We start from the raw sequence: 12,934 nt of genomic DNA, 5'->3' as shown, positions 1-12,934 counted from the left end.
CCCGAAACGGTGAAAATCCAACGACTTAGGCGATCTCGAAGTCCGCGCTTTGAGCGGCGTCCTCGCCGTGCCCGTTGAAGGCTCTCAGGAAATACGTTCCCGGCTCGATTGCGTCAGGCAATCTGATGCGCAACGCCCCGACGGGAACGGGCGATGCAACCCTGGTGACGGTCTCGGGAAGTTGCCGACCGCTAGCCTTCTCGACCATCACCACTTTCGCGCCGACCATCAGCCTTTGATATTTGGCAACGACGACCCGGTTCTCGACTTCGATGGAGCTGATAACGGGTTTCATGCGCCCACAGATAGAATTCCAAAAGTTTGCACGGCGACCGTACGGCCCGCCCCCGATATCGTCAACCTCAAATTGTGATCACGAAAAATTCGCCTGAATCAGCTTGCGCGCGACGATTTGCGCTCGCCCGTGGCCGCGTTTTCCGCAGCCCTGCTCATCAGTGAGGCATAATCATCGCCGAACAACACCTGACAGAAGCGGATCGCGGCCTGCACCTGCTGCTGCCGATAGGTGCGGACCTTGTGATCGGCGGCGCGCAGGGACTGCACCAGTTGCTCGGTGGAACGCTCGACATATTGTTGAAGGTCGGAATAGGTGCGTAGCGTCACCTCGTTGATCGCAAGCTCGCTCGCATAGTTGCGGCAGGTCGCGACGAAATCGATCAGCGCCACGGTCTCCTCGACCTCGGTGCTGTCGATCCGCGCGCCCGGCGGAATGTCCTTCTCGGCGCGCTGGCGCAGGATGCGGCGGACGCGGCCGGGAACGCTGTCGATCTCGGATTGCAGCGCATTGGAGATGTCGGCCCGGATCGAGGTCAACTGCTTGCCCCAGGAGGAATCGTTGCGCAGGTCGAGTTCGGTCCGCAGGCCGCGCACGCCATCGTGCAGCGCCTTGAGATTGCCGGCAACGTTGTCGAAATGGCCGCGCTTGATGTCCATGCGCAGAATCGCGGCCACGCAGGACAAATCGTGCAGCGCGATCGTGACGGCGACGCCATAGGGCGTTGCCGCCACACGGATCTCGTCGTCGGACGCGGCAATCTTGATTGCGAGGCGAATGATCTGCCACGGCGCCGTCATCCGCTGCACGACGATCGACAGCGCGAAGGGCAGCATCTGCGGCGTCTGGAGGACGGGAATGTTGAGCGCCGAGCTCACCGAGGCGATCTGGGAATCGCCGAAAGCGCGCAGGAAGCGCGGCAGCTTCTCGTTCAGGGTGGCAATGGCGTCCCGGACCCCGAGTACCGCCCCGACCGAATAGAGATCCTCGATCACGTTGGGCGGGCCGACGCGGGCAAGCGCACGCGACTTGTCGCCGCCGCCCGGCCCCGTCAGCTCGAAGATGGCGTCCGCGGCCACCGCCTGGAGCTTCTGCGCCAGTGCCTCGACCTGCCCCGCGCTGTCAGCCGGCATGCGTGCCAGCGCCGCCTCGAATTCGTTCAGCTTGTCCGGGGCGCCGTCACGCCCGAGCCATTGCCAGATCGGATGGAGCGAGGAGCGGCGGATCTGGCCGACCCGGACCGGGGTACCCGCCTCGACCAGGAACGGTTCCAGTACCTGGAACAACAGCCGCGACAGATCATCCGTGCGCGGCGGCAGTGCCTCTTCGGCCTCGGTCTTGCGGACGATCTTGCGCAGCTGGTCGAGCACGAGGGTCGCCACGGCCGTATCCTGGCCGCGCTCAAGCGCGCGCTCGAACTCCCGCATCAGCAAAGCCTGCGCCTGCGGCGGGAGCTGCGCGAGATATTCCCTCAGCCGCTCGATTGATGTCTGGCTCATGCGCCCGGGTTATGCACGGTAAAATGGCGGACCTGGGATGCGTCCGGGCGCGATCATAGGTGGGGCCCACTTAAGAAGCCGTTTAGGAAGTGGCTCCGAATGCCTCCGACCGCCTTGGGACGGATGCCGAACGCGGCGAATAGCTCCATGGGAACAAGGGATTATATTCCGGGCAGGACCAGTTCGGCCCGCAAGCCACCGGTCGGCGCGCCGCCGAGCGAGAGGCTGCCGCCATAGAGCGCGGCAAGGTCGGTCACGATGGAGAGCCCCAGCCCCGATCCGGGCTTGGACTCGTCGAGCCGCTGGCCGCGCCGGGAGACCTGCGCGCGCTCGGCCTCGGACAGGCCGCGGCCGTCGTCATCGACGATGATCCGCAGACGCGGGCCGGCGCCCGCCGGATGCGGCGCCTCCACCAGGACCTCGATGAAGACGCGCGCGGCCGCCCATTTGCAGGCATTGTCGACGAGATTGCCGACCATCTCCTCCAGATCCTGCCGCTCGCCACGAAACTTTGCCGACGGATCGGCCTTGGCCTCGACCACGATGCCGCGATCGCGGTGGATCTTCTGCATGGTCCGCCGCAGCGCCTCGATGGCGGGCGCGACCTCCGTCACCGTGGCGACCACCGAGACCCGCGCCGCGATGCGCGCGCGCTCGAGATGATGGGCGAGCTGGTCGCGCATCACATCCGCCTGCTCCATCACCTTGGCCGCGAACGGATCGGCGGCGTGCACCCCGGCCTCGTTCACGATGACCGAGAGCGGCGTCTTGATCGCGTGGGCGAGATTGCCGACATGGGTGCGGGCGCGCTCGACGATCTCGCGATTGGCATCGATCAGCGCGTTGGTCTCGCGCGCCAGCGGCGCGATCTCGACCGGGAATTCGCCCTCGAGCCGCTCCGCCCGCCCGGAGCGGATGTCGGCGATGGATTCCGAGATGCGCTTGAGCGGCGCGAGGCCGAAGCGGACCTGGAACACCGTCGTCAGCAGCAGCACGATGCCGAGCGCGGTGAAGGTGCCACCGAGGTAGTAGTCGAAACTTCGCGTCTCGTCGAAAATCTCGGTGTCGTCGCCGGCGACGCTGACGAGAAACTTGCCGTCCGCGCCGAGATCGACCGGCCGCTCCACCATGCGGAGATTCTGCCCCTCGGGCCCGTCGACATAGGCCAGGCGAATGCCGGCGGCGGTGAGCTCGGTGCCCTGTTCCTCAAGCTTCGGCAGCTTCTTGTCCCAGAGTGAGCGCGAAGACCGTACCTCCGGCTTTTCGGTGTCGGTCCGCGTGATCTGCCAGTACCAGCCGGACAGCGGCAGCTCGAACAGGGGCTCGCCGAGCGACTGGAACTGGCGGTCCGGCGGCTCGTCGGGGGTGGCGACCTCCGCGATCAGCGTGCGCAGATAGAGATTGAGCCGGCGGTCGAAGGCGCGCTCGGTGGCGTTCTTGTAGACCGACGACAGCACCACGCCGGTGATGGCCAGGATCACCACGAGCCAGGCGGTCGCCGACAGGAACAGGCGGGTCGCAAGCGAGCTAGCGGGCATCGGAAAGGTCCCGGCAAGCGCAGGATGGCAGGGCGTCGGACGTCATTACCGGACCAAGGCCTCTGTTCGGCCTTCCGTCAAGCCCGACAGACCTCAAGCGCCCGGGGCGGGCGGCGGGGTCAGGAGATAGCCGAGGCCGCGGACGGTCTGGATGATGTCGACGTCGAGCTTCTTGCGGATGCGGCCGACGAAGACTTCGATGGTGTTGGAGTCGCGGTCGAAGTCCTGATCGTAGAGATGCTCGACGAGCTCGGTGCGCGACACCACACGCCCGGAATGGTGCATCAGGTAGGCCAGAAGCCGATATTCGTGGGAGGTCATCTTGACGGGATTGCCGGAGACGCTGACCCTGCCGGTCCTGGTGTCGAGCGTGACGGGGCCGCAGCTGAGTTCGCTCTGGGCATGGCCGGTTGAGCGGCGCAGCAGGGCGCGGATGCGCGCCAGCACCTCCTCCAGATGGAACGGCTTTGCGACATAGTCGTCGGCGCCGGCATCGAAACCCTGGACCTTGTCGCTCCAGCGGTCGCGCGCCGTGAGAATCAGGACCGGCATGGTGCGGCCGTTGCGCCGCCAGGCCTCCAGCACCGAGATGCCGTCCTTCTTCGGCAGGCCGATGTCGAGCACCACGGCATCGTAGGGCTCGTTGTCACCGAGAAAATGCCCCTCTTCCCCGTCGAAGGCGCGGTCCACGACATAGCCGGCGTCGGTCAATGCCTTGGTCAGCTGGCGATTGAGATCGGGGTCGTCCTCGACAACGAGCAGGCGCACGCTTCTCTCCAAAGACAGGCTGCAGGAATAGGCTGCATGAACACCACCAGATGACCAATTCCGGCGTGAACTGAATATGAACGCCGGGAACCGGCCGCGTTACTTTTTGGTCATCTGCAACTTGGTCGTATCCGTCCTCTGGCGCAGACGCGACTGCGCCCGCCAAGCCTGCCGGACGGTCCGGCGGCATGGCGGGCGCAATGTGCCGCGTTACGCGGCGAATAGGAAGGCGTTCAGTCCGTCGTCAGGTCCGGAAGAACACGAACCAGATGACGGCGAGGATCAGGATCGCAAGCCCGGTTGATATGGCCAGCAACGCTGCCACCGACGGCCCGGGCTCGCCCTGGCGCGCTTCGGTCGCAGTTTCCACGATCTGGTGTTGGTCTCGCGTGGTTGCCATGGTGACCTCAATCTCTGGCTGTCGCGTCGGAAGGCCGCGACCTTCTCGCGGCTTGATGTCCCGTGGCAACGCGTGATTGGATGTGATGTTCCGGCTTTTTGCCGCTCGCAATTTGGCAACCGCACGCCCAGCGGTCGGTTAACGCAGTTGCAAGATTCCGTACTGAGCCATGTATGATTCGGTGTTCCCCGATGGTATCTTCATAAGTCTGTCCCCGTTGCGTTTGGAGTAGCCCATGGCCCCCCGCGCCAATTGGAAGGGTTTTCTGCGGTTGTCGCTCGTGACCTGCCCGGTCGCGCTCTATCCCGCCACCTCGGATACCGAGAAGGTTTCCTTCAACCAGATCAACCGCAAGACCGGCCACCGGATCAAGTACCTCAAGGTCGACGCCGAGACCGGCGACGAGGTGACCTCCGAGGACATCGTCAAGGGCTACAAGGTCGACACCGACACCTACATCGAGGTCACCAAGGACGAGCTCGACGACATCGCACTCGACTCCACGCACACGATCGACATCGACGAGTTCGTGCCGAAGGCCGACATCGACAACCGCTATCTGATCCGCCCCTATTATCTCGTGCCCGACGGCAAGGTCGGTCACGATGCCTATGCGGTGATCCGCGAGACCATTCGCAGCATGGACAAGGTCGCGATCGGCCGCGTGGTGCTGACCAATCGCGAGCACATCATCGCGCTGGAGCCGCTCGAGAGCGGCCTGATGGGGACGCTGCTGCGCTACCCCTACGAGGTCCGCGGCGAAAAGGAGTATTTCGACGACATCCAGGACGTGAAGCTGACCGAAGACATGCTCGACCTTGCCAAGCATATCGTGGAGAAGAAGTCCGGCGCGTTCGAGCCCGAGCTGTTCGAGGACCATTACGAGACCGCGCTGATCGACCTCATCAACAAGAAGCGCAGCGGCACGCCCATCACCGCGAAGGCCGCGCCGAAGACCGGCGGCAACGTCATCAACCTGATGGACGCCTTGAAGAAGAGCATCGCGAACGAGAAGGACGCCGCGCCCGCAGCGAAGGTCGCCAAGGAGACCGTCAGGGAGACCGTCAAGGGCAAGAAGCCGAAGAAGCGCGTCGAAGGCCAGCGCGAGATGCTGCTGCCGATCTCCGGCAAGGGCGGCAAGGACGTCGCGGCAAAAGCCGCTCCCAAAAAGGCCGACAAGCCGGTTCGCGCGCCGGCGCGGGCGAAGAAGGCTGGCTAGCAGCAGGCATCTTTCGACCTCGCCGTGATGTCTCCCCTCGCCGATCGGCCGATCTGACATGCCCTGGTCGGCCGCGTTCGACGATCCCATTTCCATGCGCGGCGGGCGCAAGCTCCGGACGCTGCAAGAGGCTGCCGACCACATCATGCGGCTGCCCGAGGATACGCAGCACGCGAGCCACTGGCAGACCGCGATCGAGACCCTGATCAACGCGGCCGAGACGGGCGGCGGCTGGATGATGTTCGCCCGCATCGCGATGTTGCGGGCGCTGCACGCTGAGCTTCGTCGCAAGTGAGCGCGGCGCCGGGCATAACCTCCGCACCGTCGCCGAGCAGCCCTGGGAATAGGCTCAACAATCCGTTAAGCCGTGCCATCGTTTTCGGCGCCCGCCTTCGATTGCGGCGGCGGCCCGTAATCGTACGGAAGACAAAATTAACCGTCGGTTCCCGCGATGCACAGCATGGTCGCCCCTCGATTGAATCCGGGGGTTTCAGGCCCGTGCAGCAGCAGGACGCCAAAAAGAACTACATCGGCATCGTGAACGACACGGCCGAGCAAGAACGCCTCGCCCGCAGCTCCGCGCGCGCGCAGCCGCGCGTGGTCAGCTATCTGGTCGGACGCATTGCATCGGCCCTGAAACGCCCCGGAAAGGCCGCGCCGGAGCGCCCGATCCCGTCCTGAGACGAGACGACGACATCACCAAATCCGCGCCAATTGTGTGACGAAACCTTAAGTCAATCGGTGACAACATATGAAACGGCAGGGAAGGACGATCCGACCTGCATTTTGACGCGCCCGCGAAAACTTAGTGAATCAATTTACCATTCCGAAAACGGCACCAGCCTACGTTGGACGGATGAACAGGAGTTGACGATGACTTTGCTCAGGTCATTTCTTGCCGATGAATCCGGTGCCACCGCCATCGAATATTGCCTGATCGCCGCCGGCATCGCGCTCGCGATCATCACCGCCGTGAACAACACGGGCAGCGCACTCCTCAGCGGCAAGTTCAACTCGATCAGCGCGGCTGTGAAGTAACCGGCAAACTTCCGGCCCGATGCACCTTCTGACATCGGCGAGACCGCGACGGCACGCGGGCCTGCCAGCGTGGCAGACCATGATCTGGGTCAACAGCAGCGGGACTGCGACGGCTAAGCATGGAGGCCAAGCTTCCTTCCTGCCGGCCCGTCCATGCAAGCAGACATCCCGCACTCCCAACTGAAAATCCGCCGCGTTCGCCTCGATACCGGCCGTGAGAACGTCGTCGTCATCTCCAGGCAATCCAAGGCATTGCGCGCGGAGATCTTTCGCGGCTTCAGCCGCGTCGAGCTCCGTCTCGATGGCAAGGTACTGCTGGCGACGCTGCTGATCACGGACGACGATACCTTGGCCGCCCAGGACGAGATCGGCCTCTCCGAGCCCGCATTCCACCGTTTCGCCGAACCGGTCGGCGCGCTGGTCACGGTGACGCCCGCCACGCCGCCCGAGAGTCTCGAAGCGGTGCGCGCGAAGATCCACGGCCGAACCCTGAGCCAGGCCGAGATCAGCGCGATCATCAACGACCTCGCGCATTATCGCTACTCCGACATGGAGATCGCCGCCTTCCTGATCGGTTCGGCGAGCTTCATCACCAGCGATGAACTCCTGGCCCTCACCGGGGCGATGGCCCAGGCCGGCACGCAGCTGGTGTGGCCGGACCCTGTCGTCGTCGACAAGCACTGCATCGGCGGCATTCCCGGCAATCGCACCTCGATGGTGGTGGTGCCGATCGTCGCCGCGCACGGCCTGCCGATCCCCAAGACCTCTTCGCGCGCCATCACCTCGCCCGCCGGCACCGCCGACACGATGGAGGTTCTGGCGCGGGTGAACGTCGGCGTCGAGGAGATGAAGGCGATCGTGTCGGCCTGCAACGGCTGCCTGATCTGGGGCGGACACGTGAACCTGTCGCCGGCCGACGACGTCCTGATCTCGGTCGAGCGCCCGCTGAGCCTCGACACCCGCGAGCAGATGGTCGCCTCCATCATGTCCAAGAAGATCGCGGCGGGCTCGACGCACCTGCTGATCGACATTCCGGTCGGGCCGACCGCGAAGGTCACCGGCGCCGTCGACGCCATGCGGCTGCGAAAGCTGTTCGAATTCGTCGGCGACCGGTTCGGCCGCACGGTCGAAGTGATCACGACCGACGGCCGCCAGCCGATCGGCAACGGCATCGGGCCGGTGCTCGAGGCCAATGATGTGATGGCGGTGCTCGGCAACGATCCGGATGCCCCGCGCGACCTGCGCGAGAAATCGCTGCGGCTGGCCGCCCATCTGCTGGAATACGATCCGAAGCTGCGCGGCGGCGCCGGCTATGCGCGGGCGCGAGAGCTGCTCGAGAGCGGCGCGGCGCTGAAGCAGATGCAGAAGATCATCGACGCCCAGGGACCGTCGACATGCAGCACCGAACTGGGATCGCTTGGCTTCGACGTCAAGGCGGCGCACGACGGAACGGTGTCCGCGATCGACTGTCTTCGGCTGAACCGGCTCGCCCGCACCGCCGGCGCACCGCTGGACAAGGGCGCCGGCATCCGCCTGTTCAAGAAGATCGGCGACCGCGTCGAGCAGGGCGAGCCGCTCTATCGCGTCTACGCCTTCGACCGGCCCGAGCATGATCTGGCAGCCTCCGCCGCGGCAGCGGAAAACGGCTACGCCGTCGATGGTCACGACGCCCTCCCGGGCAAGACGGCGTCGTGAGCACCGTCGCGTTCCAGACCCTGCCGTTCGGCACCGAGGCCGCGAAGCGTCTCGCGGCGCGGCTTGGGATTGCCTGCGACGAGATCAGCCTGCACCGCTTCCCGGACGGCGAGCTGCGCGTAACGGTCGCGCCGGCGGCCGACACCACCATTCTCTATGCCGCGCTCGATCAACCCAATGACAAGCTGATCGCGCTGCGGTTCGCCGCGGAGGCGCTGCGACGCGGCGGCGCAAAGCGGCTGGTCCTGGTCGCCCCCTATCTCTGCTACATGCGGCAAGACATTGCGTTTCATGCGGGCGAGGCCATCAGCCAGCACGCCATGGGCGCTCTGCTTGCGGAGATCGTGGATCGCGTCGTCACCGTGGACGCGCACCTGCACCGCACGTCCGACATCGTCGCCGTGTTTCCCGGCATCGAGGCGGAGAACCTGTCGGCAATGCCGGCGATCGCGAAAACGCTGGCGAAGGCCGGCATCGATCCGGCAACCGTCGTGATCGGCCCCGATGCCGAATCCGAGCCTTGGGTGCGAGACCTCGCGAAGCGGCTGGACTTGCAGCACACGGTCGCGCGAAAATTGCGGCGCGGCGACCGCTCCGTTGAGATCGACTTTGCCGACGACACCCTGCTCGCGGGGCGGCCGGCGCTGATGGTCGACGACATCGTCTCCTCCGGGACGACGCTCATGGTCGCAGCGACGACATTGCGAGCGATGGGCGCAAGCGCCGTCGATTCGGTCGTGACGCATGCGCTGTTTCAGCCCGCGATGATCGTCGCATTCGCCGATGCAGGCATCCGCTCCATTCGCTCGAGCGACAGCGTGCCGCATCCGACCAACGCGATCGCGCTCGACGAAATTCTGGCCACTACCCTCGAGCGCGAGCTCAACCCGACACCTCCGCCGGAGACGACGACATGAGCGTGACTGTTCGATTCTGCGGCGCCGCCCGCACCTTGACCGGCTCGAGCTACCTGTTCCAGACCGCGAAGGGGCGCTTCCTGGTCGATTGCGGCTTGTTCCAGGGACAGAAGACGCTCAAGGCACTCAACTACGGCGCCTTTCCCTTCCGGCCCGCCGACATCCAGGCGGTGCTGCTCACGCACGCCCATATCGATCACAGCGGATTGCTGCCGAAGCTCGTGCGCGAGGGTTTTGACGGCCCGATCATCGCGACGCGCGGCACGATCGACCTCTGCTCCTGGATGCTGCCGGACGCCGGCAGCATCCAGGAGTCCGAGGTCACGCAGCTCAACCGGCGCAATGTGGCGCGCCGACGGAAGGAGGTCGCCCCGATCTACACGCAGGCGGATGCGACGGCATCGCTGCAATCGTTCCGCCCGATCGACTATGAGCGCTGGACCGAGGTGATCCCCGGCGTCCGCGCGCGCTACTGGAACGCCGGCCACCTGCTCGGCTCCGCCTCGATCGAGCTGGAATTCGACCGGGACGGCCGGGAACGCCCGTTGCGCGTCCTGCTCTCGGGCGACGTCGGGCCAGAAGCAAAGCTGCTCCAGCCCGATCCCCAGGCGCCGGTGGACCTCGACTATGTCATCTGCGAGTCCACCTATGGCGACCGCGTGCGCGCAGTCACGACGCCCGAACAACGCCGGCAACACCTCGCAAGCGAGATCCGCGACGCGGCCGCGGCCAAGGGTGCCCTTCTGATCCCCGCCTTCGCGGTCGAGCGGACCCAGGAGCTGATCGTTGATATCGTACACCTGATGGAACGCGGCGAAGTTCCGGCGGCGCCGATCTTCCTCGATTCCCCGCTCGCGATCCATGCGACCGAAGTCTTTCGCCAGCATGCCGCGAGCCTCGATTCCAGCGTCGACGTCGATCGCCTCCTCAACTCTCCGCATCTCAAATTCACCGAGACGGTTGCCGAGAGCAAGGCTATCATGCGCCTGACCGGCTTTCACATCATCATCTCCGCCAGCGGAATGTGCGACGCGGGCCGCATCCGCCATCACCTCAAGCGCTGGCTTTGGAACGAGCGCGCGACCGTGCTCCTCTGCGGCTTCCAGGCGCACGGCACGCTCGGCCGCTTCATCCAGGATGGCGCCAAGGCCGTGCGGATCCAGGGCGAGGAGATCAGGGTCGCCGCACGCATCCGGGTGATCGACGAATATTCCGGACATGCCGATGCCGTCGGCATCGCCGGCTGGATCGCGGCGCGCCGCCCGATCGCCCGCGGCCTGTTCCTCACCCATGGCGAACAGGATGCGATCGCCGGTCTTGCCGAACGGCTGGGCGAACGCATTCTTCCGGCCGCAAAGATCTATCAGCCGTTGCTCGACGACATCTACGAGCTCGAGGCGCCCGAGCCGCGCGTGCTCGACGTCGACCATCGCCGCCGGCTGGCGCCCGAGGCCGTCACGCATCTCGACTGGCACAACGAAAGGTCGGAGCTGATGCTCGACATCAGCGACAAGGTCGCGGCCGCCGCCGACGACCGCGCCCGCGGCGTCATCATCCGCAGGCTGCGGCGCGCGTTGGAGGAGAATGAGTAGAGCGACGCGAGATGAGATTGAAGGCCATGAGCCGGGACCCATGCCAAGGCGCACTTGCCACGCTAGCGGGGTAAAATTGCCCCTCCGTTAATGCGACGGCCCAAACACGGCGGAGTTTCCGTTTCCCTGATGTTGAGCGCAAGGCAACGACGCTCAATTGCTGCGTGACGCTTGTTCTTTACGATGTTCGCGCTATGGCATTGTGTCGTGCTCTTGCGCCAAGAGCGTAAACTCAAATCCCGCGGCCCGACATGGTGACTTCCGATAGGCCAATCCTGACAATCCGGGCGCGTCCTGGCTCGGACCGATCCGTGGCGATCACCGTTCTTGCCGTGCTGGCGGCCGTCTCGTTCCTGCCGGTGCTGCTGACCCCTATTCCCGCGATGGTCGATTATCCCAATCACCTCGCCCGCATGTATATTCTGAGCCAGAACGGCACCCCCAGCGCCAATCCGCATTACGAGGTGGCCTGGGCGTTCTATCCCAACCTTGGAATGGATCTGCTGGTCCCGCAGTTGGCGCGGCTGATGAGCGTCGAGAACGCCACACGGCTGTTTCTGCTGCTGAGCCAATTCCTGATAGTCGGGGGCGCGCTTTTGCTCGAACGGGCCCGGAAGGGACGGGTCCATCTCGCCGGCTTCGCTGCGCTCGCCTTCCTTTACTGCCTGCCGTTGAGCTGGGGCTTCGTGAACTTCGAGTTCGGACTGGGCCTCGCGCTCTGCGGCATCGCCGTCTATCTGATGCTGGCAGATGGCCCATGGCCGCTGCGTTTCGTTGCCAACGTGGTCTTTGTCGCCGCCCTGTATGCGGCGCATTTCTTTTCGCTCGGCATCTACGGCGCGACGCTTGGCCTCTACGAGCTCTGGCGCATCGGCCACCGGCGGATATCGTACCGCGACACAGCGGTACGGCTCGGCGCGCTGGCCATGCCGGCGCTGGCTCTATTCGGGGTCATGCACATGACCGCAGGCTCGATCGGAAGCGAAGGCACGAACTGGTTCCTCGAATTCAAGCCGATTTGGCCGCTCCGCATCATGAACGGCTATAATCTGACGGTCGCGGCAACGACCGGGCTGGTGCTGATGATCGCGCTGCTCTTCGCCGCAAGACGTGGCTTTCTCAAGCTCGAGGCAGCCGGTATCTGGATCGCGATCGGCTTTGCGCTCCTCTACGTGGCCATTCCCTCGAAGCTGTTTGGAACCTCGTTTGTCGACCTCCGCATGATTCCCGCAGCGGCACTGATCCTGCCGGCATTCTGTTCGCTGTCGCTGCCCAGCCGGGCATGGCGAATGGCGGCGCTCGCGGCGATCAGCGGCGTCATCCTGGTCAACCTCGCCGTCGTGCTCGCGGTGTGGCTGCCTTACCGCGCCGACTTTGCGGCTATCGTCGCCTCGTTCGACAAGATCGATCGCGGCTCACGCGTCCTCGTCGGCAGCACGGGCGACAATGGAGATCCGCCCTTCGCCGACCTGACCTCGTATCCCATGTATTATGCGCCAACGCTGGCCGTGCACTATGCCAACGCGTTCGTGCCCAATTTATTCACGGAAGCGGGCAAGCAGCCGGTGCGGGCGCGCGAGACCGTACGCCGTCTTGCCATTCCCTACGGAGGACCGGTGCCGGCAGACCTGCTTGCCGCGATTGCGACCAGCCAGCCGCCTGCAGACGTGCCGCCCTTTGTCCGCACCTGGTACCGGGATTACGACTATCTCTATATGCTTGGACCGCCGGCCGCGAACCCGCTTCCCGATCTGCTGGAGGTGCTGGACACGTCGGAGCGATTTGTTCTCTACAGGATCCGCCGCAGGTCCTAGACCGCACAGCGTGGTTAATCGGGCGTCACCATCCGGCTGCGCCTCCCGGCTCTCGGGCGGGTCGACCGGCTGCATCGCCCCAGAGCCCTAGATCCTTAACAGTTGCGGCAAGGCCGCCTTAACCACCGACGAACTAAACTCCCGCTCCTTGAACCGAGT

Annotated in this window: 13 protein-coding genes; 8 read left to right on the top strand and 5 right to left on the bottom strand. The window is 65.0% G+C overall.

Going from position 1 to position 12,934, the window contains the following annotated elements; genetic code table 11:
- Positions 1-25: 25 nt before the first annotated feature.
- The 5 genes from JQ572_RS10620 to JQ572_RS10600 all read right to left on the bottom strand — a co-directional run bounded on the left by JQ572_RS10620 (position 26) and on the right by JQ572_RS10600 (position 4,500).
- Complete coding sequence (locus JQ572_RS10620; RefSeq protein ID WP_211382951.1) at positions 26-295, bottom strand: hypothetical protein; 270 nt, start codon at positions 293-295, stop codon at positions 26-28.
- Between the two features lie 98 nt (positions 296-393).
- On the bottom strand, positions 394-1,794 hold the full coding sequence (locus JQ572_RS10615; RefSeq protein WP_211382950.1) for a hypothetical protein: 1,401 nt from the start codon (positions 1,792-1,794) through the stop codon (positions 394-396).
- Between the two features lie 161 nt (positions 1,795-1,955).
- Complete coding sequence (locus JQ572_RS10610; RefSeq protein WP_211382949.1) at positions 1,956-3,332, bottom strand: sensor histidine kinase; 1,377 nt, start codon at positions 3,330-3,332, stop codon at positions 1,956-1,958.
- Positions 3,333-3,425: 93 nt separating this feature from the next.
- Positions 3,426-4,100: a response regulator transcription factor gene (locus JQ572_RS10605; RefSeq protein WP_211382948.1), complete on the bottom strand. Its 675-nt coding sequence runs from the start codon at positions 4,098-4,100 to the stop codon at positions 3,426-3,428.
- 244 nt (positions 4,101-4,344) lie between these two features.
- Complete coding sequence (locus tag JQ572_RS10600) at positions 4,345-4,500, bottom strand: hypothetical protein (protein ID WP_165448146.1); 156 nt, start codon at positions 4,498-4,500, stop codon at positions 4,345-4,347.
- 235 nt (positions 4,501-4,735) lie between these two features.
- On the opposite strand from JQ572_RS10600, the gene ku reads away from it, so the two are divergent.
- From ku to JQ572_RS10560, 8 genes are all read left to right on the top strand, one after another.
- Entirely contained in the window at positions 4,736-5,719 is a 984-nt protein-coding gene (gene ku / locus JQ572_RS10595; RefSeq protein WP_211382947.1) for a non-homologous end joining protein Ku, read from the top strand.
- Positions 5,720-5,777: 58 nt separating this feature from the next.
- Positions 5,778-6,014 (top strand): hypothetical protein, encoded by a 237-nt coding sequence (locus JQ572_RS10590; protein ID WP_211382946.1) that lies wholly within the window; start codon positions 5,778-5,780, stop codon positions 6,012-6,014.
- A 203-nt stretch (positions 6,015-6,217) separates the two neighbouring features.
- Positions 6,218-6,400 carry a hypothetical protein gene (locus JQ572_RS10585; protein WP_211382945.1) on the top strand — a complete coding sequence of 61 codons (183 nt, stop codon included), beginning with the start codon at positions 6,218-6,220 and terminating at the stop codon, positions 6,398-6,400.
- A 192-nt stretch (positions 6,401-6,592) separates the two neighbouring features.
- Entirely contained in the window at positions 6,593-6,757 is a 165-nt protein-coding gene (locus tag JQ572_RS10580) for a Flp family type IVb pilin (RefSeq protein WP_211382944.1), read from the top strand.
- Between the two features lie 153 nt (positions 6,758-6,910).
- Positions 6,911-8,452, top strand: coding sequence for a thymidine phosphorylase family protein (locus JQ572_RS10575; protein ID WP_211382943.1), 1,542 nt, complete (start codon positions 6,911-6,913; stop codon positions 8,450-8,452).
- Positions 8,449-9,369: a ribose-phosphate diphosphokinase gene (locus JQ572_RS10570; protein ID WP_211382942.1), complete on the top strand. Its 921-nt coding sequence runs from the start codon at positions 8,449-8,451 to the stop codon at positions 9,367-9,369. Before JQ572_RS10575 ends, JQ572_RS10570 begins: the two co-directional genes overlap by 4 nt.
- Positions 9,366-10,961 carry an MBL fold metallo-hydrolase gene (locus tag JQ572_RS10565; protein ID WP_211382941.1) on the top strand — a complete coding sequence of 532 codons (1,596 nt, stop codon included), beginning with the start codon at positions 9,366-9,368 and terminating at the stop codon, positions 10,959-10,961. Before JQ572_RS10570 ends, JQ572_RS10565 begins: the two co-directional genes overlap by 4 nt.
- Positions 10,962-11,212: 251 nt before the next feature.
- Entirely contained in the window at positions 11,213-12,775 is a 1,563-nt protein-coding gene (locus tag JQ572_RS10560; protein ID WP_211382940.1) for a hypothetical protein, read from the top strand.
- Positions 12,776-12,934: the final 159 nt, after the last annotated feature.

Origin of the sequence: Bradyrhizobium sp. SZCCT0153, from assembly GCF_018129995.1 — a bacterium.
GTDB classification, from domain to species: Bacteria; Pseudomonadota; Alphaproteobacteria; order Rhizobiales; family Xanthobacteraceae; genus Bradyrhizobium; species Bradyrhizobium japonicum_G.
The sequence above is the reverse complement of the archived record's forward strand: the minus strand, read 5'-3'. Positions and strand labels throughout refer to the sequence as shown.

Excerpts from the sequence above, each read along its gene's own strand:
- JQ572_RS10620 (WP_211382951.1), bottom strand. The coding sequence starts at position 295 with ATGAAACCCGTTATCAGCTCCATCGAAGTCGAGAACCGGGTCGTCGTT.
- JQ572_RS10615 (WP_211382950.1), bottom strand. The coding sequence starts at position 1,794 with ATGAGCCAGACATCAATCGAGCGGCTGAGGGAATATCTCGCGCAGCTC.
- JQ572_RS10610 (WP_211382949.1), bottom strand. The coding sequence starts at position 3,332 with ATGCCCGCTAGCTCGCTTGCGACCCGCCTGTTCCTGTCGGCGACCGCC.
- JQ572_RS10600 (WP_165448146.1), bottom strand. The coding sequence starts at position 4,500 with ATGGCAACCACGCGAGACCAACACCAGATCGTGGAAACTGCGACCGAA.
- ku (WP_211382947.1), top strand. The coding sequence starts at position 4,736 with ATGGCCCCCCGCGCCAATTGGAAGGGTTTTCTGCGGTTGTCGCTCGTG.
- JQ572_RS10590 (WP_211382946.1), top strand. The coding sequence starts at position 5,778 with ATGCCCTGGTCGGCCGCGTTCGACGATCCCATTTCCATGCGCGGCGGG.
- JQ572_RS10580 (WP_211382944.1), top strand. The coding sequence starts at position 6,593 with ATGACTTTGCTCAGGTCATTTCTTGCCGATGAATCCGGTGCCACCGCC.
- JQ572_RS10575 (WP_211382943.1), top strand. The coding sequence starts at position 6,911 with ATGCAAGCAGACATCCCGCACTCCCAACTGAAAATCCGCCGCGTTCGC.
- JQ572_RS10565 (WP_211382941.1), top strand. The coding sequence starts at position 9,366 with ATGAGCGTGACTGTTCGATTCTGCGGCGCCGCCCGCACCTTGACCGGC.
- JQ572_RS10560 (WP_211382940.1), top strand. The coding sequence starts at position 11,213 with ATGGTGACTTCCGATAGGCCAATCCTGACAATCCGGGCGCGTCCTGGC.